The organism is Streptococcus oralis, assembly GCF_003943395.1.
Classification (GTDB): Bacteria; Bacillota; Bacilli; order Lactobacillales; family Streptococcaceae; genus Streptococcus; species Streptococcus oralis_BF.
Map to the genome: position 1 here is coordinate 148,413 of NZ_RJPJ01000004.1, position 22,795 is coordinate 171,207.

Annotated in this window: 26 protein-coding genes; 4 read left to right on the top strand and 22 right to left on the bottom strand. The window is 41.7% G+C overall.

The genetic code is table 11. The features are described from left to right. From D8802_RS04665 to tsaB, 16 genes are all read right to left on the bottom strand, one after another. Positions 1–1,062, bottom strand: coding sequence for a methionine ABC transporter ATP-binding protein (locus tag D8802_RS04665; RefSeq protein WP_125394962.1), 1,062 nt, complete (start codon positions 1,060–1,062; stop codon positions 1–3). After that, a complete protein-coding gene (locus D8802_RS04670) occupies positions 1,055–2,428 on the bottom strand; it encodes a M20 family metallopeptidase (RefSeq protein WP_125394963.1) in 1,374 nt (457 codons plus the stop codon). The genes D8802_RS04665 and D8802_RS04670 overlap by 8 nt, the downstream gene beginning before the upstream one ends. 98 nt (positions 2,429–2,526) lie before the next feature. Next, complete coding sequence (locus tag D8802_RS04675; protein WP_125394964.1) at positions 2,527–3,381, bottom strand: MetQ/NlpA family ABC transporter substrate-binding protein; 855 nt, start codon at positions 3,379–3,381, stop codon at positions 2,527–2,529. Positions 3,382–3,535: 154 nt separating this feature from the next. After that, positions 3,536–4,366, bottom strand: coding sequence for an amino acid ABC transporter substrate-binding protein (locus tag D8802_RS04680; protein ID WP_125394965.1), 831 nt, complete (start codon positions 4,364–4,366; stop codon positions 3,536–3,538). 102 nt (positions 4,367–4,468) lie between these two features. Then, positions 4,469–4,792 (bottom strand): AzlD domain-containing protein, encoded by a 324-nt coding sequence (locus D8802_RS04685; protein ID WP_000253912.1) that lies wholly within the window; start codon positions 4,790–4,792, stop codon positions 4,469–4,471. Further along, the gene (locus tag D8802_RS04690) at positions 4,782–5,477 is read right to left on the bottom strand and encodes an AzlC family ABC transporter permease (protein ID WP_125394966.1); all 696 of its coding nucleotides are present in this window, start codon (positions 5,475–5,477) and stop codon (positions 4,782–4,784) included. The genes D8802_RS04685 and D8802_RS04690 overlap by 11 nt, the downstream gene beginning before the upstream one ends. 143 nt (positions 5,478–5,620) lie before the next feature. Beyond that, complete coding sequence (locus D8802_RS04695) at positions 5,621–6,226, bottom strand: hypothetical protein (protein ID WP_125394967.1); 606 nt, start codon at positions 6,224–6,226, stop codon at positions 5,621–5,623. 189 nt (positions 6,227–6,415) lie between these two features. Continuing rightward, a complete protein-coding gene (locus tag D8802_RS04700) occupies positions 6,416–7,090 on the bottom strand; it encodes a CPBP family intramembrane glutamic endopeptidase (RefSeq protein ID WP_125394968.1) in 675 nt (224 codons plus the stop codon). 185 nt (positions 7,091–7,275) lie between these two features. Further along, entirely contained in the window at positions 7,276–7,944 is a 669-nt protein-coding gene (locus D8802_RS04705) for a CPBP family intramembrane glutamic endopeptidase (protein WP_125394969.1), read from the bottom strand. Positions 7,945–8,010: 66 nt separating this feature from the next. Next, a complete protein-coding gene (locus D8802_RS04710; RefSeq protein WP_125394970.1) occupies positions 8,011–8,199 on the bottom strand; it encodes a peptide pheromone VP1 in 189 nt (62 codons plus the stop codon). Positions 8,200–8,381: 182 nt separating this feature from the next. Continuing rightward, the gene (locus D8802_RS04715) at positions 8,382–9,050 is read right to left on the bottom strand and encodes a CPBP family intramembrane glutamic endopeptidase (protein ID WP_125394971.1); all 669 of its coding nucleotides are present in this window, start codon (positions 9,048–9,050) and stop codon (positions 8,382–8,384) included. A gap of 66 nt (positions 9,051–9,116) precedes the next feature. Continuing rightward, complete coding sequence (locus D8802_RS04720) at positions 9,117–9,317, bottom strand: peptide pheromone VP1 (RefSeq protein ID WP_125395001.1); 201 nt, start codon at positions 9,315–9,317, stop codon at positions 9,117–9,119. A gap of 287 nt (positions 9,318–9,604) precedes the next feature. Continuing rightward, the gene (locus tag D8802_RS04725; protein WP_125394972.1) at positions 9,605–10,468 is read right to left on the bottom strand and encodes an XRE/MutR family transcriptional regulator; all 864 of its coding nucleotides are present in this window, start codon (positions 10,466–10,468) and stop codon (positions 9,605–9,607) included. Positions 10,469–10,578: 110 nt separating this feature from the next. Continuing rightward, positions 10,579–11,589 (bottom strand): tRNA (adenosine(37)-N6)-threonylcarbamoyltransferase complex transferase subunit TsaD, encoded by a 1,011-nt coding sequence (tsaD, locus tag D8802_RS04730; protein WP_125394973.1) that lies wholly within the window; start codon positions 11,587–11,589, stop codon positions 10,579–10,581. Further along, complete coding sequence (rimI, locus tag D8802_RS04735) at positions 11,579–12,016, bottom strand: ribosomal protein S18-alanine N-acetyltransferase (protein WP_125394974.1); 438 nt, start codon at positions 12,014–12,016, stop codon at positions 11,579–11,581. Before rimI ends, tsaD begins: the two co-directional genes overlap by 11 nt. Continuing rightward, positions 12,013–12,696: a tRNA (adenosine(37)-N6)-threonylcarbamoyltransferase complex dimerization subunit type 1 TsaB gene (gene tsaB, locus D8802_RS04740; protein ID WP_125394975.1), complete on the bottom strand. Its 684-nt coding sequence runs from the start codon at positions 12,694–12,696 to the stop codon at positions 12,013–12,015. The genes rimI and tsaB overlap by 4 nt, the downstream gene beginning before the upstream one ends. Positions 12,697–12,885: 189 nt before the next feature. Here tsaB and cibA point away from each other — a divergent pair, with 189 nt between their 5' ends. Together cibA and D8802_RS04750 are read left to right on the top strand one after the other, a co-directional pair. Continuing rightward, the gene (cibA, locus tag D8802_RS04745; RefSeq protein ID WP_000180842.1) at positions 12,886–13,068 is read left to right on the top strand and encodes a fratricide two-peptide bacteriocin subunit CibA; all 183 of its coding nucleotides are present in this window, start codon (positions 12,886–12,888) and stop codon (positions 13,066–13,068) included. A gap of 1 nt (position 13,069) precedes the next feature. Further along, entirely contained in the window at positions 13,070–13,213 is a 144-nt protein-coding gene (locus D8802_RS04750; protein WP_000589673.1) for a hypothetical protein, read from the top strand. 275 nt (positions 13,214–13,488) lie between these two features. Here D8802_RS04750 and D8802_RS04760 read toward each other — a convergent pair whose 3' ends face one another. Continuing rightward, entirely contained in the window at positions 13,489–13,704 is a 216-nt protein-coding gene (locus tag D8802_RS04760) for a hypothetical protein (protein ID WP_125394977.1), read from the bottom strand. Positions 13,705–13,994: 290 nt separating this feature from the next. Here D8802_RS04760 and D8802_RS04765 point away from each other — a divergent pair, with 290 nt between their 5' ends. Next, positions 13,995–14,228 (top strand): DNA-dependent RNA polymerase subunit epsilon, encoded by a 234-nt coding sequence (locus tag D8802_RS04765; protein WP_000639587.1) that lies wholly within the window; start codon positions 13,995–13,997, stop codon positions 14,226–14,228. A gap of 1 nt (position 14,229) precedes the next feature. Continuing rightward, positions 14,230–15,912 (top strand): ribonuclease J1, encoded by a 1,683-nt coding sequence (gene rnjA, locus D8802_RS04770; RefSeq protein ID WP_125394978.1) that lies wholly within the window; start codon positions 14,230–14,232, stop codon positions 15,910–15,912. A gap of 394 nt (positions 15,913–16,306) precedes the next feature. Here the strand turns inward: rnjA and D8802_RS04775 are convergent, their stop codons facing one another. The 5 genes from D8802_RS04775 to argH form a co-directional block, all read right to left on the bottom strand. After that, positions 16,307–16,690, bottom strand: coding sequence for a hypothetical protein (locus D8802_RS04775; RefSeq protein ID WP_125394979.1), 384 nt, complete (start codon positions 16,688–16,690; stop codon positions 16,307–16,309). Positions 16,691–17,375: 685 nt separating this feature from the next. Beyond that, positions 17,376–19,289: a tRNA uridine-5-carboxymethylaminomethyl(34) synthesis enzyme MnmG gene (gene mnmG, locus D8802_RS04780; protein WP_125394980.1), complete on the bottom strand. Its 1,914-nt coding sequence runs from the start codon at positions 19,287–19,289 to the stop codon at positions 17,376–17,378. Between the two features lie 8 nt (positions 19,290–19,297). Further along, on the bottom strand, positions 19,298–19,753 hold the full coding sequence (locus tag D8802_RS04785; protein ID WP_185758197.1) for an NUDIX hydrolase: 456 nt from the start codon (positions 19,751–19,753) through the stop codon (positions 19,298–19,300). Positions 19,754–19,893: 140 nt separating this feature from the next. Then, on the bottom strand, positions 19,894–21,015 hold the full coding sequence (mnmA, locus tag D8802_RS04790) for a tRNA 2-thiouridine(34) synthase MnmA (RefSeq protein ID WP_125394982.1): 1,122 nt from the start codon (positions 21,013–21,015) through the stop codon (positions 19,894–19,896). 374 nt (positions 21,016–21,389) lie between these two features. Next, entirely contained in the window at positions 21,390–22,781 is a 1,392-nt protein-coding gene (gene argH / locus D8802_RS04795; protein WP_125394983.1) for an argininosuccinate lyase, read from the bottom strand. Between the last annotated feature and the right edge of the window lie 14 nt (positions 22,782–22,795).

A 22,795-nucleotide genomic window follows, 5' to 3' on the forward strand; every position in this document is an offset into this window, starting at 1 on the left:
TTACTGTCCTCCCTTCAATACTTTTAACTGGACACCCGCTTGACGGATAGCCTCTTGGGCGCCTGCTAGCGCTGCTTTTTCACCTGACAAGACCACAACCAATTCTCCGACTGGAGTGCCGTCGAGAATTTCAATATTCCCATAGAGAATATTAGCTGTTACTTGGTAATGTTTGTACAATTCATTCAAAAGTGGTTCGTCTGTTGAAGCCCCTGCGTACTTGAGTTGCACCAACAGGCTATTCGCAGACAAATGCTCCACAATTTCTTGCTTCTCAATCTTGACCATGGCTTCGTCAATACCTGTGGCAGTTGAGATGAAGTCTTGAGTCAAAGGTTGTTTAGGGTCTGAGAAGATTTCAAGGACACTGCCTTCTTCAATCAGACGGCCATCCTGCATAACTGCCACACGATTAGCAATGTCTTTAACAATCTGCATTTCATGCGTAATCAGGACAACAGTCAAGCCTAATTTTTGGTTCAAATCTTGCAACAAGGCCAAAATCTGCTTGGTTGTCTTAGGGTCGAGGGCAGACGTTGACTCATCTGAAATCAAGATTTTTGGATCATTGGCCAAGGCACGCGCAATGGCCACACGCTGTTTTTGCCCTCCTGATAGTTGTGAAGGGTAGTTTTCAGCACGATCCGCCAAGCCAACCAAGTCTAACAACTTAGCTACTTTTGCTTTCTTTTCTTCCTTGCTGAGTCCAGAGTGCTTAAGGGCAAAGGCTACATTCTCCTCTGCTGTCTTTTGACTCATCAGATTGAAGTGTTGGAAAATCATCCCGATATCTTGACGCTTACGACGCAACTGCTCTGCAGTCAAGGTCACCTTGCCGTCAAAAATGACGTCGTTATCAATGGTAATTTTCCCTGCAGATGGTTTTTGCAAGAGGTTAATCACCCGCACAAGGGTTGATTTTCCTGCTCCAGAATATCCAACGATTCCATAGATATCCCCTTCTTGGATGTGAATGGTCACATCCTTGACCGCTGTGATGGTTCTCTTCTTCTGGTGAAAAGTCACATCAATCTGATCTAACTTGATAATATCTCTACTCATAGCTTCTAATCAGCTCCTCTACTAATTCAATATGGGTGTAGTAATCGGCGATTCGCACGTTTTCATCTCCACCGTGGTCTCGGCTATTGGCATTTCCTAGACCGAAGGCCACCATTGGTACCTCTAGGGCATCAAAGACCGTATGCATAGGTCCTGTCCCCGCTGTTGTCGGCAAGACTGAAACGCCCTGTGGATAGAATTTCTTGGCCAACTCGATTACATTGAGAATGGCTGGTGCGCTCATATCGCTTCGATAGCTCATCTCTCCCAAGGTATAGTATAATTCTACCTTATCAAAGCCATTTTTGTCTAGCTGTTTCCGAATTTTTTCCAGAACATCATGCGGTTCTAGGCCAGGAACCAAACGAACCTCTAGCTTAGCACTGGCTTCTGCTGGCAAAATCGTTTTAACCCCTTGCCCTTGATAACCTGACTGAATCCCTTCGATATTAAGGGCTGGCTCGAAAAAGAACCGTTTTAGAAAGGCTGAACGATCCTCTTGTAAGAGAGGCAATTCCAAGCCATAAATGCGACTAATTTCCTCAGGATTACGTTGAGCATAGGTATCTACCAAGGCTAGTTCTCGTTCATTTGGCTCTTGAACATCCTCGTACAAGCCTTCTACCAAGATACGACCATCTGCAGCACGTAGGCTACTTAGAGCCTGAAGGAGATACCACGGTGCTGATTCCACGACACCACCATAACTCGAGTGGATATCCACATCAGCACTTTTCACATTAGCATCAAAGGTTACAATCCCCTTGTTTCCGCCAGAGATTTCCAGCTGCTCCAAGGCATTTTTGGTCCCTTGTTCCCAGACTAACAAGTCCGCCCCACGAAGTTTGTCTGCGTGTTTCTCTAAATACTTATCTAAATCCATAGAAGCAGACTCCTCTGCCCCTTCCATGATAAAGCTAATATTGACTGGCAGGTCATCGTGGTGCTGCATATACTTTCTCAGAGCACTCAAACGAGCCGTGATATGACCCTTATCGTCGTCAACACCACGTCCATACATAAAACCATCTCGCACAGAAAGGGTAAAGGGATTCTCTGTCCACACCTGGTCGCCATCCGCTGGCACGGTATCATAGTGATTATAGAAGATCAAGGTCTTGGCATCTGGACGCGAACTCTTGAAATGTGCCATGACAAAGGGCGCCGTATAAGTCTCGTCAATCTCCACTTCAGCCCCTACACGCTTGAAAATCTCACCCAGATAGTTTGCGACTTCTTTGAGTCCGACCTGCTGGGCAAAGACTGATTTCTTGGAAATTAAGGTGCGCAAGACTTCAAAATAATGCTGGGCCACATGATCCTTTTCAAATTTTTCAATCTGCTCTTGTTCGCTAGGAAAAACCATTTTCTCTCTACCTTTCTATGAACGTATAGTCTTCTTTACAATCCATGCTCTAGACAAAAGTAAGAGGTGGAAACTCTCTCCCACCTCCCTGTGTCTTATTACCAAACTGGTTGGTCCAAACCGTCTGATGTTTCTTCGATAACCTTTTTCACTTCATCAGTGTGGTAAGCTGCGATAATTTTCTTGATGGCATCAGCCTTAGGTGATGATTCCCAATCTTTTTTCGCAACGATGATGTTGTACCATTGTTTTGAGTTTTCATCAGCTTGTTCTTTGAAGAGTGCTTTTTTGTAGTCCAATTTTGCTTCTGTAACGAAGGTATTGTTTACAACGGCAGCATCAACTGATGACAATGAACGAGCTGTTTGACTAGCGTCCAATTCAGTAATCTTCAAGTTCTTTGGATTTTCTTTGATGTTTGCGATAGTAGCAAGTTCAGTTCCAGAAACATCCAATTTGATCAAACCAGCTGATTGAAGCAAGTAAAGCGCACGGCTTTCGTTTGTTGCATCGTTTGGCACAGCGATTTCGCCCTTATCTGGGATTTCTTCCACTTTCGTGTACTTGTTTTCTTCCCCATTTTTACCTGAGTAAAGGCGGATTGGTGAGATGTACGTATCTGCAATCGCTACAAGGTCTTTCCCGTTTTCTTTGTTCCAGTTGTTCAAGAAGTTGTAGTGTTGGAAAGCGTTCAAGTCTACTTCGCCATCAGCAGTTGCCTTGTTTGGTTGTGAGTAGTCTGTGAATTCAGTAAACTTCAAAGTGATTCCGTCTTTTTTGACCAATTCTTGGATTTTATCCCAACGTTTTTCTTCAGAACCGCTACGGTTAACTGTTGCGATTTTAACAACTGTTTCATTGTCCGCTTTCTTTTCTGAATTTCCGCAAGCTGCAAGAGCCAAACCTGCGACTGTAGCAAGAGCCGCTACACCGAGCCATTTTTTGATTTTCATGATTCTATCTCCTTTAAAAATAATACCGTAATAGTATCTCATACTTTATTTGATTTCGCAAATTGTTATTAGATAGGCAGACATATAGTTTAAAACTATATGTCTGAAAATTGAGAAATCATCCGCCTTTCTCAGACTGGATGATTTCATAAGACTATTTAATATCAGCTTCTGCTGGGAGGTAAGTGTCTCCGAAGAATTGTTTAGACAATTTTTCAAGAGTTCCATCTTTGTAGAGTTCTTGGATACGTTTGTCCACAAATGATTTCAACTCATCTTGACCTTTAGCAAGAAGTGGGTATACGTAAGGTTGTTGGTCGCTTGGAAGTTCAATCACTTTCAAGTTGTCCAAACCTTGGTTTTTGATAACTGTTTCAACACCGATTTTATCAAAAATCTTGTAGTCAAACTGACCATCGCTCAAACGTACCATGATTTGTTGGAAATCTGCCTTAGTATAGTTGAGGATAGTTGGGTTATCTGCGTGTTGTTTGTTGTATTCTTCCAACTGTTTAGCTGATGTAGTAGCTTGAACAATCTCTGTTGATTTTCCACCGATATCATCGAGAGACTTGATACTATCGTCGTCTTTCTTCACAACGAGAACGTTAGGGTTTTGGGCAATTGGTGCTGCATAGAGGTATTTTTCCGCACGTTCTTTAGTATAACTAAGATTGTTCACAGCCATTTGGTAGCGATCAGCGTCAAGACCCGCAAAGACACCTGACCACTCTGTCTTTTCAAACTTGACATCGTATTTGTCAGAATCTTTAAAGATAGCACGAACCACTTCAATCTCGTAACCAGTCAATTCACCATTTTCTTCATAGATAAATGGCTTTGGCGAACCGTTAGTTGCTACGACGATTTCTTTTTTACCAGATGCTGCTTCTTCTTTCTTATCTCCACCTGAGCACGCTGCTAGTATACCTGCGGCAACAAGCCCTAGGGCAGCAAGAGATGAATATTTGACGATTTTTTTCATGTCATTTCCTCCAAAATAGAATACTGTACTATCTTAACAGAAAATATTTTTTTTTGCCATTATATGATATCTATCTCGGTGATAGGTTTTTTTTATGGCTGACTAAAAGACCAGACGCAAGACTGCAATCAAGACTACTCCAAAAAGAACCGTACCAACTAGATTGCGGTAGCGAAAGGCTACCCAAGCCGTTGGAAAGACTGCTAAAAAATCCAGCCATTTGATTTGAGGAAGGCTCCCAACCTTGCCTGTCACCACGCTTGAAAGGATCAAGGCAAAGATAATAGAAACAGGCAAAAACTTCAAAAATCGCTCGACGATAGCTGGCAACCCCTTGTACTTAACCAAGATGAAGGGAATCATACGGGGAATCCAAGTCACCAATCCAGAAAAGACGATTGCCATTAAAATATACTTACTGACCATCTAAGACCACCCCCATAGTACAACCTAGCAAGGTCGCAAACAGAACAGCTAGCGACTGGGACACCACTGTCAAGAGCAAAAAGAAAGACACTGCAACAACAGCTAGAATCATCATCAGATTGCGGACAGGAACCCGTCTTTGCATAATCTGAAATTGCGAAGTAAAAATCCCGATAAACATTCCCACGAGGGCAAAGTCTAAACCAAAGATTTCTGGATTTGGTAGGAGACCACCAAGTGCTGTCCCAGCCACTGTTCCAATAAACCAGGCCACATAACTATTGAGATTGTTCCCGTGCATCCACATGGGATGGACCTTGTCTGTATGGGCTAATTCTCCCATCAAAACCCCATAGGTCTCATCTGTCAGGAGACTGGACATGCCGATATTTTGCCAGAGACTAGTATGACGGAAATAGGTCGACGCATGCAAGCTCAGCAAAAAGAGTCGTAAATTAATCAAAAAAACTGTCATAGCAATGGCTGCCACAGGCGCTTGAACCGCAATCAGTGCCAACATGGCAAACTGGGCGCTCCCAGCATAAACAAAGAGGCTCATCAAGCCCATCTCAACAGGTGTCACATAGGGCGCGCCGATAATCCCACAAGCCAGACCAATGCTGACATAACCAAGGGCAGTCGGCATAGCCGCCTGTACACCTTCCCAAAATCCTTTTTCTTTCATCTCTCTCCTCTTATTCTCTTCGTTTGAGGCTGTCCATGGTCACAGCCACAGCAAGGAATATTATAACACATTCAAAGAAGAGAAAAAAGTTTAGAGTTTGAAACTTAGAGCTAGTAAAAAATGCTGAAATCCCATGAGTGTTATTAATGCATCCTAAACTGATCCACCCGAATAGTATACTTTTTATCTTCAATTTCTTTAGCATCTTCATCTTCTGTCGGATAAACATCGATCCAAAATTCTCTCCTTTGTCCTTTCAACTTGACTTTATAGCGATAGCCGTCATCGTATAGTCCTACCGTCTCGGTAGTTACAGATTGAAAATTCGGAAGAGCTTCAATTTCTTTTTTTATAGTCTGGGATAGATTGTTGAGCACTACATATTGCTCCCCTTTTGAAGCTACAGGAATATGAACTGTCGCTTCTTCCAAGCGATGCGATTTTGAAAATGTGAATCTTGCTCGACCTGTATAACCATTCAAAGCAATATTTTCGTAATCATAGAAAAGGCGTCCCGTTTTATAGAAATAGGGGTCTTCTGCATGCCAAGTATCCCGATAGGTCATCTCTGTTTCCTCCACCACTTCACTAGCCTCTCCAAATACTTCTTCAAAGGATTTAAGAGACATGTCGAATGAAAGGGAATCAAACAAGACCAGTTGTGTTTTTTTAACATTCTGGCAAGCCGATAAAAGCATGAGTAAAGCTCCAAGAGCAAGTAGACTACTGATTATTTTTGTAAATTTCATATTTCTACTATACAAGAAAAGTATAGGATTGACAAACTTTGATAGAGTCGGATTCCGTGATTGATTTTAAAATTACCTTTTCATTTAAGGTAACAAGGAATTGAACAAGGACTATTATTAGATATTTTAGATAAAGAAAAAGACTGGAGCGCCAGCCTTATCTATGTGATGTAAAAATTTCTGCTAAATCTAATATCCAAACACCAATAAGCTCACGATGATTAAAAAGCTATTCCACAAGATGTGGAGTGCCATTGACCAATAAATTGAACGTGTATAACGAAAGAGCATACAGAGTAGCAGACCTGCTCCTGCATAAACGATGAAGTCTGTTAACACCCATCCATATTGTAAAACATGGATGAGACTAAAGAGTGTGGAAGAAATGATGACGTCAATATAGTATTTTTTAAATTTAGATAGGGCTGTCATCAGAAGTCCACGGAAAACTAACTCCTCAACTATAGGAGCAATGAGACTACCATATAAAATGCGCGTTATAAAGTAACTAATTCCTGTCAAATTAGCTGCTTCTTTCACAATTGCACTCCCATTTTGCGTACTAGGAAAGATCCGAGTCGTTGTATTTACCCACAAAAACATCAACATAAAGGAAAGAAAGAAGATACCCAGATAGGACCAACGAAACTGGAATCGACCGTACTCTTTCCAACGTTGACTCTTTACAAGAATGACAGTAGCAACAATTCCCTCAATTACTATCAATAAAATTTGCATCCCATAAAATCCCAAATCAGATAACTGGCTCACTGAGTCTAATTTTGCTACAAGATTAAAAATCGAGTAATAGGACACGAGCACTAAAATAGTCTCTAGATAAAATTTCGTTTCTTTCCTTTTCATAGTTGATCCTTTTAAGTTTTATTTGCGTCTTCTTTCAGCCAAACCTACCCAGAGTCCTTTCATCCAATCAAAAGCTCCGTAAGGGCTTGGTCCAGCACTACAAACTGACTCTATTAGAACTTACTCATGAATTTTTTATGTTACAGCTAGTATTTTCTTTGGCTAATTAGGATTCTTGAAAAATTCTAAAACAACAAGGGAAGAATCTGACCAATACCGTTGTAAACTATATGCAGTCCAATAGGCCAATAAATCGACTTTGTCACTCTAAATAAGACTGCAAATATGAGACCGCCACCCATATAGAAGACAAAGTCTGTCAAGATCCATCCATGACTACTAATGTGTAAGATTCCAAATAATATCGCTGATCCGAGTACATCCAGTCCCCATTTCTTCCCTTTTTCCAGAGCGGTCATCACCAATCCACGATAAATCATCTCTTCAAAAATGGGACCTGCAATCACAGGATAGAAAAAATACATCAAAAATGCTGTAGCTCCTGTAAAAGTAGGGATGGCGAGTTGATAGGAAATTTCATTTTTGGTAGGTGGGAAAAGATAAAATGTGACGAAATTCCAAATAACAAAAGCAAGAAGAGCTAGGAAGGAATAAAAAAGATAGGATCCCTTAAATTTCCTACTGTTGATTTTCTGCCATTTACCTGACCGAATCATAACAATAATAGCAAGCAGAACCACAAGAAAGTTTAACAGCATATCCGACAAATAATAGGCAAAGTCAGATAGACCCACAGCAAGATCGCTGTGTAAGACCAGACGAATCAAGAACTGGTCAGTAATGACAAGTAGAATGGCTATAATAAGGTAGTAGCGTGAGATTATCTTTTTCATTCTATTTTCTCCTATACTATGAAATAAAGACAGCCCCTACCCAAGAAAAGGCAAGGGCCTTGACTATCAATAGCGGCGACGATGAACAGTCGGAGAATCATAGATAAAAATTACTCTCCAGAAATTAGTAATTGACCGAGATGTTCCTATACCACTCCCTGGGGTATTGCCAGTATACACAAGATCTCCTCCACTAACTACTTGTAATTCTTCCTCTGTTAACTTCATCGTTTCTTCAAATTGTAAATTCAACATATTTACACTCCTTCAATTAGTTTTATTTGTAAACCACTTCTACAACCCAGAATTTATTAAATAACAAACAAATAAAGCCCCCAACTCCCAATACTACAAACTTGCTCTATTAGAACTGACTCAGGAATTTTTAATTTCACAACTAGTATTCTCTTTTGTTATTTACAATGCTTCAAAAACCTCTAAAACAACAAGGGGAGAATTTGACCAATACCATTGTAGACTATATGCAGTCCAATAGGCCAATAAATGGACTTGGTTACTCTAAATAAGACTGCAAGTATGAGGCCACCACCCATATATGAGAAAAAGTCTGTCAAGACCCAACCATGGCTACTAATATGCAAGACCCCAAATAAAGTAGCCGAACCGAGCACATCCAGTCCCCATTTCTTTCCTTTCTCCAGAGCAGTCATCACCAATCCACGATAAATCATCTCTTCAAAAATGGGACCTGCAATCACAGGATAGAAAAAATACATCAAAAATGCCGTAGCTCCTGTAAAAGTAGGAACATCCAGTTGATAAGTAATTTCATTTTTGGTAGGGGGGAAAATAAAAAATGTTACGAAATTCCAAATAACAAAAGCAAGAAGAGCTAAAAAGAAATAAAAAAGATAAGAACCTTTAAATTTTCTACTGTTGATTTTCTGCCATTTACCTAACCAAACCATAACAATAATAGCAAGCAGAACCACTAGAAAATTTAACAACATATCTGACAAATAATAGGAAAAGTCAGATAGCCCAGCAGCAAGGTCGCTGTGTAAGAGCAGACGAATCAAGAACTGGTCAGCAATGACAAGTAGAATGGTTATAATAAGGTAGTAGCGTGAGATTATCTTTTTCATTCTATTTTCTCCTATACTATGTAATAAAAACAGCCCCTACCCAAGATAAGGCAAGGGCTTTTAATATCAATAACGGCGACGATTAACAGTGGAAGAATCATGGTTAAAATATTTCTGCCAGAAATTAGTGATTGACCAAGGTGTCCCGAAACCTCCCCAATTTCCTCCGCCTGGGATAACAGCAGCATACACAAGATCTCCTCCGTAAACTGCCTCTAGCTCCACTTCTGTCAATTCCATTGTTTCTGCAAATTGTAAATTCAACATCATTTACACTCCTTCAATTATTTTTTATTTGTAAACCACTTCTGCGACCTAGGATTTACTTCAAGTGCTTTACAAGAATAGTATAGCACGGAAACCACCACATTTTAGAAAATCGCATATTTGACATTTTTTCTTATAGAAATTTCATTTTTGCGATTTTGGTGAATTTGATTACTTCCCTGGTATAATAAAGTTACTACTAAATGAGGAGTGGAGAAATATGAAGAAACAAATTTTAACATTATTGACAATCGTTGCTGAGATTATTATTATTTTGCCATTTCTAACTAATCGATAAGGTCTTTGTATTGCTGTAAGCGTAGTTCAAAAAGGGCTGTTAATTGTGGGTTTTCTAATACTTGCAGAGATTGGATAAAGTGTTCAATCTCTTTTTGATTGCTTCCCTTAGTTTGAAGGAAAATGCTCATCTTCTTTAAAAATTGCCACAATAATTTCTCAAAAACATCGTATGGACGGAGCATACTCTCCAGCTCGGCTTCAAAGATTGGGATATAAGAAAAAAGTTTGCGCTCCATGAACTCTGAGATGATATTTAACAGCCCTTGTTTCATATACAATCGATTGTGTACTAACTCTTTAAATTCCTTGGATTTTTCGAGTAAAGAGGTTGATAAAAAAATCAGATCTTGGTTGCTCAAGAAGGGCATGGTATTGCAAAAGATATAGAGTTCAAACCAGGTCCAAGACTCGATAGCATAAAGGTAGGTGGTCAAAAACTCACGATCCTCCTCTTCGAGCAGATAGCTTTTATCCAAGGAATGGATAGCATTTTTAATCACGATGGCATTCAAACGACGATAGGTCTGCGCTATCTGTTCCTGCTCGATTTCCTCCAACAGTTGCTCTAAACCCGCTATATCTTGATGGGCAAAGCGATCGACAACCATTCTACCAAATTTCATATGTGGGGATTCTTGATAGTTGTTGAGCTTGTGTCCAAACTCATCGAAGGTCACATTTATCCCTTGGATAGCTAGTATCAGTTTATCCGCAGACAGCATAGACTGTCCCAGTTCAAACTTGGATAACTGGGATGCTGTCAGACCCTCACAAGCCACATCTGACTGCTTGAGTTTTCTCGCCAGGCGCAATTCCTTGTAAAATTCTCCCAATTCCTGTTTTTCAATCATGGCCAAACTCCCCTTTAAAAATTCCCTTTACTATTCTATTCGTAAAAAATTTTACTTTTTTAACATAATATAAAATATTTTAGCAAAAAAGCCCGCTCGAAGCTGACTCTTTATTCCACCGTATCAAAGGCGAGACTTGGTCTGGCGTTGAGGTCCAAGCCTGCGAAGTTTTCTTTGTTCCACTCGCTAACGCTGGCATAGGCAATCATACCTGCATTGTCTCCGCAGAGGCGCAGGGGGGGAATGATGACCTTGACATCTGTGATTTCGGCTGCCAAGCGTTCTCTAAGACCTTTATTGGCGGCCACTCCACCGGCCACGACCAGAGTTTTAACAGGATATTTCTCCAAGGCCTTCTTGGTTTTTGCCATGAGAATATCCATGACTGCCGCTTGGAAGGATGCTGACAGGTCTTCCTTGGACAAGATTTCTCCCTTTTGCTCGGCATTGTGGTGAAGATTGATAAAGGCAGACTTCAAACCTGAAAATGAAAACTCCAGATTGTCCTCCTTAATCATGGCACGAGGGAAATCATAAATATCCTGCCCCTGATGGGCCAACTCGTCAATCTCGCGACCTGCAGGATAGGTCAAGCCCATGACACGGCCGACCTTATCATAGGCCTCACCAACCGCATCATCTCGGGTCTCTCCAACAATCTTGTAATCCCCAGCCTCAGAAACATAGACCAACTCCGTGTGCCCGCCACTGACCAAGAGGGCTAGCAAGGGGAACTCCAAAGGCTCGACGCTCTGAGCTGCCATGAGGTGACCCGCCATGTGGTTAACGGGAATCAGCGGAAGTCCATGAGCCCAAGCAAAGGCCTTGGCAGCTGACAAACCAACTAGCAGTGCTCCAACCAAGCCCGGTCCATAGGTGACTGCAACAGCTGTCATGTCCGCTTCGGTAATCCCTGCTTCTGTCAAAGCTTCCTCAATACAGGCTGTAATAACCTCGACATGGTGACGACTGGCCACTTCTGGCACTACGCCTCCAAAACGCTTGTGGCTCTCAATTTGACTCGCAATGACATTGGACAAGAGTTCATCGTCGTTTTTCAAGACGGCGACACTGGTCTCATCACAGGATGTCTCAAATGCTAAAATGTATCTATCCTTCATCTATTTCTCTCTTCATGATGATGGCGTCCTCGACTGGGTCATGGTAGTAGGCCTTTCGCTCAGCGATGACCACCATCTTTTCTTTCTTGTAAAATGCTTGCGCTCGTTGGTTTGACTTTCTGACTTCGAGGAAAATCTCCTTGTCTGTCGGCAATGTTGCAAACAAGGCTGACGCAATTCCCTGACCCTGATAGGCTTCTTTGACAGCGATTTGTAAGACTTCTGCCTCAAATAGATTCTCCTGCACGGCTAGAAAGCCAATCACTTCTGCTCCGTCCAAAGCCACAGCATACCAAGTCTGGTCTTGGGACAGGTCTGCTTGGATTTGTTCCAGCGTCCAAGAACTGACTGAGTAAACAGTTGCCATGACAGCGTAGATGGCTTGAGCCAGGTCAGGTTGCTGTTGAATTCGTTTGATTTCAATCATAGGCGTTTAATGTAAGATTCGCCAGACTCGGTGTGATTCTTAAGCCAATTTTCCTCAGCCTCAACTCGTTTGAGGTAATTTGGCACAAAGTCGTGCAAGGAGGCTGCTTCCCTATCCCAAGCCAAAAGAGCAAGATTAGCTGCATTTGGCAAGGTCTCTTGGTAGTCAGCTTGTGGCAAGTGTTCTTGAATCTGCTCCACAAAGGCTCCAACTTCTCCGACAAAGGTCACCTGGTCAGCATCCTTGACTTTTTCTAGCACTTCCGCAAAAGACAGGTGTGCTTCTGACATGACAGGTTTGGCATTTTCATAAAATCCTGCATAAACATTGTTGCGACGCGCATCCATCAAAGGAACAAACAAGCCTTCTTGTTGGCGTGGCACCAGAGCCAAGAGACTAGACATGCCAACCAACTCGATGTTCAGGGTATGAGCCAAGGTCTTGGCAGTTGCTACCGCGATTCGTAAGCCAGTATAACTACCTGGTCCTTCAGCTACCACGATTCGATCCAAATCCTTGGGGGTCCAATCCAAACTTGCCATCAAAAAATCAATGGCAGGCATGAGGGTAATACTGTGATTTTTCTTGATATTAATCGTCGTCTCAGCAAGAATCTGCTTGTCCTCTAAAATAGCGAGAGAAAGAGCCTTGCTGGACGTATCAAAAGCTAATACTTTCATAACACATTCCTATCTTTTTGTCTGCTTACTATTATACTACAAAAGCTGACGCATGGGAATTTTCTTTCTCCCCAAACAAAAAGCCTTACCACTGAGACAAAGAGGAAGGCACAAAAATTTAAAAAAGTTGTAGATTTTTCCTATCTTTTCCGAATATATAAGTGAACAAGAAAAAAGGAGGAAAGTTCAATGACAAATTTTGACGTTCTTGACAATCAATTTTTATCGTTATCTGAAAACGAATTATCAGATATTGATGGTGGTCTCGCTCCCTTAGTTATCTTTGGAGTAGCAGTATCTTGGAAAGCTATTGCAGGTGGAACAGCACTTGTAGGTTCTGGTTTGGCAGCTGGTTATTTTTTAGGAGGTTAGTATGATTAAAGGTTTAGATAAGTATTGTGCAATTTCTAATAAAGAATTGCAAGGAATTAAGGGTGGTTTTGGCGTAGGTGTTGGTATAGCTTTATTTATGGCTGCTTACACTATCGGGAAAGATCTTCGTAAGAAGTTTGGATAAGTCATGCTAGATAAAAATTGCATTTTTAGAAGGGTAAACTTTTTTCTCTTCTTCGGCTATAGCCTGCTCTATCTTCTAAATGATTTAAACATAACTAGGATTTCCTTACCAGTTGATTTATCGGTTTGTATTGTTTTCTTTTTATGTTTCAATTCGATTTTCGATGCGAGAAATCATCATCGTAACAATAAAGAGCTCACCTAAAAACAGAAAAAATCCATCCCATCTATCAAGATGAGGTGGATTTTCTGTATATATTAGATGAATAATTGAGTTTAAGCATTTAAACCGAAGTGAAAAACAAACCAGACAACATAGGTGACAAGGAGCAGAAATATAGAGTAGAGTGTTACAAAAGTCAGCTTCCAAAGGAATTTTGTTTTGCGATGTTCTAGGTACGTAAAAATAAGATTTCCACCATAGACACAGGCTACAAAGACTACAAACATCAAGAGGCGAACCCCAATCGCAAATTCAAATAAACTAAACATCCTTAATCCTCCTTGTTTTAAAAGCTATAGGGAATATTTCCATCCATAAACTTCCCTTTCTCTTTCCATTATAACACCTAAGCGCTCTCCGACCAAATCCTACCTGTCTTTTTGCTCCTTCTACCCCTCCAGACTTTCTCCATTTCCGTCTTTTACTAATTTTTCATTTTGTGGTATAATTGAAATAATTGTAACGAATCAAGGTCAATCTAGACACAAAATGGAATGAAATCAAGCAAATCTCTGCTAAAAGTTTGGAATAAGTTGACCTATAAATAGAAAGGAACTATATGATTTACAAAGTTTTTTATCAAGAAACAAAAGAACGTAGCCCACGTCGTGAAACAACACGCTCACTTTACCTAGACATCGATGCCAGCTCAGAACTTGAGGGTCGTATCGCTGCTCGCCAACTTGTCGAAGAAAACCGCCCAGAGTACAACATCGAGTATATCGAACTCTTGTCTGACAAATTGCTAGATTACGAAAAAGAAACTGGCGCTTTCGAGATTACGGAGTTCTAATATGGCCTACACTCTTAAACCTGAAGAAGTCGGCGTTTTTGCCATCGGTGGTCTGGGAGAAATCGGGAAAAACACATACGGAATTGAATACCAAGATGAGATTATTATCGTTGATGCTGGGATTAAATTTCCAGAAGATGACTTGCTGGGTATCGACTACGTTATCCCCGACTACTCTTACATCGTAGACAATATCGACCGCGTCAAGGCTGTTTTGATTACCCACGGACACGAGGACCACATCGGTGGGATTCCATTCCTGCTCAAGCAAGCAAATGTCCCTATCTACGCTGGACCACTTGCCTTGGCTTTGATCCGTGGAAAACTCGAAGAACACGGTCTCTTGCGCAACGCCAAACTTTACGAAATCAACCACAACACTGAGTTGACCTTTAAAAATCTCAAAGCAACTTTCTTTAGAACAACCCACTCCATTCCAGAGCCTTTGGGAATTGTCATTCATACCCCGCAAGGAAAAATCGTCTGTACGGGTGACTTCAAGTTCGACTTTACACCAGTTGGAGAACCTGCAGACTTGCACCGGATGGCAGCCCTTGGTGAAGAAGGCGCACTCTGCCTCCTCTCTGACTCGACAAATGCAGAAGTGCCAACCTTTACCAACTCTGAAAAGGTCGTTGGTCAGTCCATCATGAAGATTATCCAAGGCATTGAAGGACGCATCATCTTCGCATCCTTTGCCTCAAATATCTTCCGTCTCCAGCAAGCAACGGATGCTGCAGTTAAGACTGGACGCAAGATTGCTGTCTTTGGACGTTCGATGGAAAAGGCCATTGTCAACGGTATCGAGCTTGGCTACATCAAAGCTCCTAAGGGAACCTTTATCGAGCCAAATGAAATCAAAGACTATCCTGCAGGCGAGGTTCTGATCCTCTGTACAGGTAGTCAAGGCGAGCCAATGGCAGCCCTCTCTCGTATCGCTAACGGAACCCACCGTCAGGTGCAACTCCAACCCGGCGATACCGTTATCTTCTCTTCTAGCCCAATCCCTGGAAATACTACTAGCGTCAACAAGTTGATTAACATTATCTCAGAAGCTGGTGTCGAAGTCATCCACGGAAAGATTAACAATATCCACACCTCTGGACACGGTGGTCAGCAAGAGCAAAAACTCATGCTCCGCTTGATTAAGCCAAAATACTTCATGCCTGTTCACGGTGAATACCGCATGCAGAAAGTCCATGCTGGACTAGCGGTGGATACGGGTGTCGAGAAGGACAATATCTTTATCATGAGCAATGGTGATGTGCTTGCCCTTACTGCTAACTCTGCTCGTATCGCAGGTCATTTCAATGCCCAAGACATCTATGTCGATGGAAATCGTATCGGTGAAATCGGCGCAGCTGTCCTCAAAGATCGTAGAGATTTATCTGAAGATGGTGTCGTTCTAGCAGTCGCAACTGTTGACTTCAAGTCTAAAATGATCTTGTCTGGTCCAGATATCCTCAGCCGAGGCTTTGTCTACATGAGAGAATCTGGAGACTTGATTCGCCAAAGCCAGCGCATCCTCTTCAATGCTATTCGTATCGCGCTGAAGAACAAAGATGCTAGCGTGCAATCTGTCAATGGTGCCATTGTCAACGCTATTCGCCCCTTCCTCTATGAAAATACAGAACGTGAACCGATTATCATCCCGATGATCCTCACACCAGATGAAGAAGAATAAATCATCCCTCACCCATGAAGCACACCCCAAAAGTTGGATTTTGCTCTTACTTTTTGGGGTGTGCTTCATTATTGTGTGAGCTTTATTTAAGTAAAAATTCCTGAGGACTGTCAGTTCCTCAGGAATTTGATGTGCTTATGCACCACATCTTCGTTATTCTAGTCTGTTATATTTTTTCTTTTATTTTTATAAAGTAGTTAACTGTAAGTTCTCAACTCGGTCCAAACATTTGTGTTACTAAATGTCTTAATCCGTCCAGCTAGACGCCATTCATTAGTTCCTTGATCTTTAACCTCCAATTTATAAATATTAACTGTAAAAGAAGCTTTCAAAACTATATAACCATATTTATAAGGCGGAACAAAATGAGTAGCCGCGCTTCCATAAGTAAAACCTATTCCATACTCAGAAGAAGAAAAACTTTGTCCTGATGATATTGACACACTAGCTCCTGAGCTCCCCCATAAACAGTATAAGAAACTCTTCCAGAAACCGCTGTATCACGGTAAGAGCTGAGGTATGTTCTACGAACACTACTTACTCCATAAGAACGGAATGAGCTTGCATTAGAAGGCGTTATATTTCTAGATTTTAAAAATTGTTCTCTAGTTTCTAAATTTTCAAACTCATAAATTACTCCAGTTTTATTTTCTTTTAATACCAACTCTGATATCACTTCAAAATCAGGACTTGGAATAGTATCTGCTTTGACGTCTAAAAATATTCCAAAAGTGAGCAAGCTAAACAACAATAAGAATATCGACTTAAGTCTGTTCATATCCAATCTCCATTCTAACTAGAAAATCGAAGACTAAAAATAAAATGATATTATTTTTTCAAACTCTTAAAAATCATAATCACTCCTACCACCATTCCTAAAGACGGAACTGGACGCCACAACAAACTCCAAAATATAGATTGTATTTTTAACATTAGCTCGTCATCAACTGCATGGTAAGGATTTATATGGAAAAGCAAAAAAGAGCAACATATGACCAAAACACCACATAGAAATAAGATATCTGGATTTATTTTTCTAATTTTAATCAGCTCCTTCCACAATACTTTATTTTAAAACAAAAAGACGAGTAGAGTATTCAGCAAAACAACTACTGACAAACTCCTCCTTTCTAGTTTAGCTAAATACTTTTGTTAACGATTTCATTTTATCATAAAATAATTTTAATATCAAATTTATTTATAAATATAGTTCTATAAATAATAATAAGTAACAGATTCTCCTATAGTCAATATTCCCCATCACTATCATTACTTTTACAACTATCAATCTCAAGTCAGCATTTCTTCTATCAAAAGTATATTTACTCATCATTTTAAATGTTTTAATAATAATTTATCGGTAGCATAAAAGATTTCTTTTAATTAAATATTTAAATCCTAAATACGCAATAAAAAACTAGAGTTAGTAAACAAAACAGCCCCGTCTTCGGAGCTGTTTTTCTCTATGCTTTCTTTTCTTGATTTTTAGAAATACTACGATTTTTACCTTCAAGATACACCATAAGGATAGAAACGTCCGCTGGATTTACTCCCGAAATTCGGCTAGCTTGGCCGATGGTTTCTGGATTGATGAGTTTGAACTTCTGGCGAGCTTCTGTCGCGATAGAATCAATATCATCCCAGTCGATATTGGCTGGAATGCGTTTTTCTTCCATGCGTTTCATCTTGGCAACCTGATCCATGGCTTTGGAAATATAGCCTTCGTACTTGATCTCTGTTTCAATCAATTCGATAATCTTGTCATCCAAGTCCTCGGCAGCTGGCCCTATGAAGGCCACCACATCTTGGTAAGAAACTTCTGGACGGCGAAGGAATTCCTTGGCTGTAACCGCATCTGTCAACGGCTTGAAGCCCATCTCCTCAACCTTGGCATTGGTTTCCTTGACCGGCTTGAGTTTGATGCTGTCTAAACGCTTCATTTCATTGTCAAATTGATTTTTCTTGATTTCAAAACGAGCCCAACGTTCATCATCCACAAGTCCAATCTCGCGCCCCATCTCTGTCAAACGCATATCGGCATTGTCATGACGGAGGATGAGACGGTATTCAGCACGACTGGTCAAGAGACGATAGGGTTCAATAGTTCCCTTGGTCACCAAGTCATCAATCATCACCCCGATATAACCGTCGCTTCGCTTCAAAATCAACTCTGGCTTGCCTTGGATTTTTAGAGCCGCATTGATACCCGCGATAATCCCTTGGCCAGCAGCTTCTTCGTAACCTGACGTTCCATTTGTCTGACCAGCTGTGAAAAGTCCTGAGATTTTCTTGGTTTCCAAAGTCGCACGCAACTGGTGTGGCAAGACCATGTCGTACTCAATGGCATAACCTGTTCGCATCATCTCTGCATTTTCCAAACCTTTGATGGAATGAACTAGCTCACGTTGAACATCCTCAGGCAGACTGGTTGATAGGCCTTGAACATAAACTTCCTCTGTATTGCGCCCTTCTGGCTCTAGGAAGAGTTGGTGGCGTTCCTTGTCCGCAAAGCGCACAATCTTGTCCTCAATCGACGGACAGTAACGAGGTCCCACACCCTTGACCACACCTGTAAACATAGGCGCACGATGGAGGTTATTTTGGATAATTTCATGACTGGTACCATTGGTATAGGTCAACCAGCATGGCACTTGATCCTTGACATAGTCCTCATCACGTGAAGTATATGAGAAGTGATTTGGCGCTTCGTCCCCTGGCTGAATCTCTGTCACGTCGTAATTGATAGAAGAAGCCTTGACACGTGGAGGGGTTCCTGTCTTGAAACGACCGATTTCGAGGCCAAGTTCCTTGAGATTATCAGCTAGGTTAATCGAAGCCAGACTGTGGTTTGGTCCTGATGAATACTTAAGGTCTCCGATGATGATTTCCCCACGTAGGGCAGTCCCTGTCGTCACGATAACAGCCTTGGCAGCATACTCTTGATGGGTAGCTGTACGCACACCGACAACCTTGCCATCTTCGACCAAAATCTCATCAATCATGGTTTGACGAAGGGTCAAATTTTCTTGATTTTCAACTGTCTTGCGCATTTCTTTAGAGTAAAGCTCCTTGTCAGCTTGCGCACGAAGGGCACGGACAGCTGGCCCCTTCCCTGTGTTGAGCATCTTCATCTGTATGTAAGTCTTATCAATATTCTTGGCCATTTCACCACCGAGGGCATCGACTTCACGCACAACAATCCCCTTGGCAGAACCACCGATAGAAGGGTTACAAGGCATGAAAGCCAGCATTTCAATGTTGATAGTCGCAAGCAAGACTTTACAGCCCATACGGCTAGCAGCCAAGGAAGCCTCGACCCCAGCGTGTCCCGCACCGATTACAATAATATCGTATTCTTCAGTAAAATTATAAGTCATTTTCTCTCCTATTCTTCAAGATGAATGTGTCTTAGTTGGCCATCCCAATCTGGCAGGGCTGTTTTTAAAAAGGATGGAACTAACTGGATATTCTGGAGCTCATCCAAGTCAATCCACTCACAGGGTAGTGTTTTCTCATCTTCCCGCATGGTCAATGGAGCATCTTCAAGCAAGTTCACCAGGTAATGAAACTCGATGTTGTGATAGGAAACACTGCCTTGTTCAAAACGATTTTCAACCACAAAAGCTAGCTGTCCAGCTTGAGCTCGGACACCTAATTCTTCCCTCACTTCACGAACTACCGCGTCTTCCGTGCTTTCATTAACTTGAATCGCACCGCCAATAGTGTAATACTTGCCCTTATCTTTGGTAACTAGGAGCTTGCCATTTTGGAGAATCAAGGCTGTCGCCCGAACACCAAAAACCGTATTTCCCACTTTTGTCCGAAAGTCTTGTTGAGTCATTTTTGTCCTTTCCTCTAAACGACACAAAAACAGTCAAAACTCCAAAGAAGTGCAGGACAAAAAAGCCTGCAACATCCATGAGCTTTGACCATCATTTCTATTGCTTTTATTATTGTAGCAAATTGAGAAAATTTGTCAATCTAAATGTACTGACAAACTTGTCCATCTCGATAAGCATTATCAATCAAACCGCCACCGAGACACTCATCGCCATCATAAAAGACAACCGCCTGTCCTGGTGTGATTGCGCGTTGCGGTTCCGCAAAGATAACTTCTGCCTTATCTCCTTTGACATGTACTGTCACCTTAGAATCAGGCTGACGGTAGCGGAATTTAGCCGTACATTCAAGCGTAAATTCCTCTGGCATGTCACGAGTAAAGTGGACCTGACTGGCCTCTAAGCTGGTTGACATGAGCGAATCATGATAAAAACCTTGGCCGACATAGAGGATATTCTTGCTTAGGTCTTTTCCGACAACGAACCAAGGCGCATTGTCACCGCCGTGTTGCCCACCGATACCGAGTCCGCCACGCTGACCAATCGTATAATACATCAGACCTGCATGCTCACCCATATCGCGACCATCCACAGTCATCATGCGACCAGGCTGAGCTGGCAGATAGTTGCTGAGAAAGTTTTTAAAGTTCTTTTCTCCGATAAAGCAAATCCCTGTCGAGTCTTTCTTCTTAGCAGTCGCAAGTCCTGCTTCTTCTGCGAGTCTGCGAACTTCAGGCTTTTCCAAATGTCCCAATGGGAACATGGTTTTTTGGAGTTGTTCTTGCGAAAGTTGACTGAGGAAATAGGTCTGGTCCTTGCCATTGTCCACGCCACGAAGCATGTGAACGATGCCATCCTCATCACGCGCCACTCGAGCATAATGCCCCGTCGCTACATAGTCTGCCCCCAAGGTCATGGCATAGTCCAGAAAGGCCTTAAACTTGATTTCCTTGTTGCACATAACATCTGGATTTGGCGTGCGCCCTGCACGGTATTCCGCTAGGAAATACTCAAAAACGCGGTCCCAGTACTCTTTTTCAAAATTGACAGAGTAGTAAGGAATGCCGATCTGGTCTGCCACCGCAGCCACATCCTTGTAATCTTCGGTCGCCGTACAGACGCCGTTTTCATCTGTGTCGTCCCAGTTCTTCATGAAGATACCGATCACATCGTAGCCCTGCTCCTTGAGCAAGAGAGCCGTCACCGACGAATCAACACCACCACTCATCCCCACAACAACACGTGTTTTAGAGTTATCACTCATGGTAAGTCTCCCATCTATTCGTTTATTCATACCCTCAAAATTCTATTCATTATGACTTTCAATAGAATTTCTTTGAGTATAGTCTTTTCGTTTGCTTTTAGGACTAGGCAACAAGTCGCAGACATAACTTGAGTTCGCTCAATCAGTCTGGGAGACTGATTGAGGTTATAAATCAGACAAGCTCAGCTTGCATCTCATTTCGAGTTAACGACGTAATAAAAGATAAACGAAATGACTAGTTCACGATTGAAGGTCGTGTGTGCTTCACGATTGAAGGTCGCTTGAGCAGTATTCATTATAACACGCTTGGTTAGAGAAGACAAGAAAGAGGCTGATAAATCATCTCAACCTCTCTTTCTTCCTTTGCAAACGAATCAATTTTCCCCTTTAAGTTCTTTCTTCGCTTGTTCTATCTGGTATTTCACTTGCTCAAAGCCGGTTCCTCCTAAGGAATTCCGTCTCTGAACAGCGGTTTCTGGGCGCAAGTAGATATAAATATCCTCTTCAATCAAGGGATGGTAGACTTGCAACTCCTCCAAATCCCAATCTTGGATATTTTTACCATGATTGATAGAGTCTAGAACCAATTTTCCTACAATTTCATGCGCTTCTCTAAAGGGAAGACCTTTTTCAGCCAAATAATCTGCCAGTTCAGTCGCATTCGAAAAATCATTCTCTGTAGATTGCTGCATTTTGGCCTTATTAACCTGCATGCTCGATAGCATACCTGCCAACACATCCAGAGAATTCAAAATCGTTTCTACTGTATCAAACATGCCTTCCTTGTCCTCTTGCAAATCCTTATTATAGGCCAAAGGCAAAGACTTCATGACGGTCAATAGTCCAAGTAAGTGCCCGTAAACCCGTCCTGTCTTCCCTCGAATCAATTCCGCCATATCAGGATTTTTCTTCTGGGGCATGATAGATGAACCCGTTGAAAAGCTATCAGACAAGCTAATGTACTGATACTCAAAACTGCACCAATTGATGATTTCTTCACAAAAACGGCTCATATGCATCATCAACATGCTGGCATTTGATAGAAATTCCAAGATAAAATCACGGTCACTCACTGCGTCCAAGGAATTGGTATAGGGTTGTTGGAAGCCCAATAAATCACTCGATAATTGACGATCGATTGGAAAAGTTGTCCCCGCCAAGGCAGCCGCACCCAGGGGAGATAGGTCCGTATGTTTTAGATTAAATGCAAAACGCTCGCTGTCCCTTTGAAACATATTGTAATAAGCCATGAGATGGTGGGCAAAACTAATCGGTTGGGCGTGCTGTAAATGGGTATAGCCTGGCATGATGGTTTCCACATGTTTTTCAGCCAAATCCAGCAAAACACTGTTCAGATTCGCCAACTTATCCAAGACATGCCCAAGCTGCTCCTTTAGATATAAGTGCATATCCGTTGCGACTTGGTCATTCCGAGAACGAGCCGTATGTAGTTTCCCAGCCAGAGGACCGATTTTCTCTGTCAGCAACACTTCCATATTCATATGAATATCTTCATTTGCAATATCAAAATGAAGCTCTCTTGCCTCTAAATCTCGCAACAAAGCTTTCAGACCATCTTGGATCTGCTCCGCCTCTTCCAAGCTTAAAATGCCAGTCTGTCCTAGCATTTGAACATGAGCTAGGGAACCCATCAAATCAAATTTTGCCAGCTGGTGGTCAAAGGAAATACTCGCACCGAACTGTTCTACCCACTCTTCCACAGTGCCTTCAAATCGACCACCCCATAATTTTATATTTTTCGACATATCCTGTCGTCCCT

Excerpts from the sequence above, each read along its gene's own strand:
- D8802_RS04665 (WP_125394962.1), bottom strand. The coding sequence starts at position 1,062 with ATGAGTAGAGATATTATCAAGTTAGATCAGATTGATGTGACTTTTCAC.
- D8802_RS04670 (WP_125394963.1), bottom strand. The coding sequence starts at position 2,428 with ATGGTTTTTCCTAGCGAACAAGAGCAGATTGAAAAATTTGAAAAGGAT.
- D8802_RS04675 (WP_125394964.1), bottom strand. The coding sequence starts at position 3,381 with ATGAAAATCAAAAAATGGCTCGGTGTAGCGGCTCTTGCTACAGTCGCA.
- D8802_RS04680 (WP_125394965.1), bottom strand. The coding sequence starts at position 4,366 with ATGAAAAAAATCGTCAAATATTCATCTCTTGCTGCCCTAGGGCTTGTT.
- D8802_RS04685 (WP_000253912.1), bottom strand. The coding sequence starts at position 4,792 with ATGGTCAGTAAGTATATTTTAATGGCAATCGTCTTTTCTGGATTGGTG.
- D8802_RS04690 (WP_125394966.1), bottom strand. The coding sequence starts at position 5,477 with ATGAAAGAAAAAGGATTTTGGGAAGGTGTACAGGCGGCTATGCCGACT.
- D8802_RS04695 (WP_125394967.1), bottom strand. The coding sequence starts at position 6,226 with ATGAAATTTACAAAAATAATCAGTAGTCTACTTGCTCTTGGAGCTTTA.
- D8802_RS04700 (WP_125394968.1), bottom strand. The coding sequence starts at position 7,090 with ATGAAAAGGAAAGAAACGAAATTTTATCTAGAGACTATTTTAGTGCTC.
- D8802_RS04705 (WP_125394969.1), bottom strand. The coding sequence starts at position 7,944 with ATGAAAAAGATAATCTCACGCTACTACCTTATTATAGCCATTCTACTT.
- D8802_RS04710 (WP_125394970.1), bottom strand. The coding sequence starts at position 8,199 with ATGTTGAATTTACAATTTGAAGAAACGATGAAGTTAACAGAGGAAGAA.
- D8802_RS04715 (WP_125394971.1), bottom strand. The coding sequence starts at position 9,050 with ATGAAAAAGATAATCTCACGCTACTACCTTATTATAACCATTCTACTT.
- D8802_RS04720 (WP_125395001.1), bottom strand. The coding sequence starts at position 9,317 with ATGTTGAATTTACAATTTGCAGAAACAATGGAATTGACAGAAGTGGAG.
- D8802_RS04725 (WP_125394972.1), bottom strand. The coding sequence starts at position 10,468 with ATGATTGAAAAACAGGAATTGGGAGAATTTTACAAGGAATTGCGCCTG.
- tsaD (WP_125394973.1), bottom strand. The coding sequence starts at position 11,589 with ATGAAGGATAGATACATTTTAGCATTTGAGACATCCTGTGATGAGACC.
- rimI (WP_125394974.1), bottom strand. The coding sequence starts at position 12,016 with ATGATTGAAATCAAACGAATTCAACAGCAACCTGACCTGGCTCAAGCC.
- tsaB (WP_125394975.1), bottom strand. The coding sequence starts at position 12,696 with ATGAAAGTATTAGCTTTTGATACGTCCAGCAAGGCTCTTTCTCTCGCT.
- cibA (WP_000180842.1), top strand. The coding sequence starts at position 12,886 with ATGACAAATTTTGACGTTCTTGACAATCAATTTTTATCGTTATCTGAA.
- D8802_RS04750 (WP_000589673.1), top strand. The coding sequence starts at position 13,070 with ATGATTAAAGGTTTAGATAAGTATTGTGCAATTTCTAATAAAGAATTG.
- D8802_RS04760 (WP_125394977.1), bottom strand. The coding sequence starts at position 13,704 with ATGTTTAGTTTATTTGAATTTGCGATTGGGGTTCGCCTCTTGATGTTT.
- D8802_RS04765 (WP_000639587.1), top strand. The coding sequence starts at position 13,995 with ATGATTTACAAAGTTTTTTATCAAGAAACAAAAGAACGTAGCCCACGT.
- rnjA (WP_125394978.1), top strand. The coding sequence starts at position 14,230 with ATGGCCTACACTCTTAAACCTGAAGAAGTCGGCGTTTTTGCCATCGGT.
- D8802_RS04775 (WP_125394979.1), bottom strand. The coding sequence starts at position 16,690 with ATGAACAGACTTAAGTCGATATTCTTATTGTTGTTTAGCTTGCTCACT.
- mnmG (WP_125394980.1), bottom strand. The coding sequence starts at position 19,289 with ATGACTTATAATTTTACTGAAGAATACGATATTATTGTAATCGGTGCG.
- D8802_RS04785 (WP_185758197.1), bottom strand. The coding sequence starts at position 19,753 with ATGACTCAACAAGACTTTCGGACAAAAGTGGGAAATACGGTTTTTGGT.
- mnmA (WP_125394982.1), bottom strand. The coding sequence starts at position 21,015 with ATGAGTGATAACTCTAAAACACGTGTTGTTGTGGGGATGAGTGGTGGT.
- argH (WP_125394983.1), bottom strand. The coding sequence starts at position 22,781 with ATGTCGAAAAATATAAAATTATGGGGTGGTCGATTTGAAGGCACTGTG.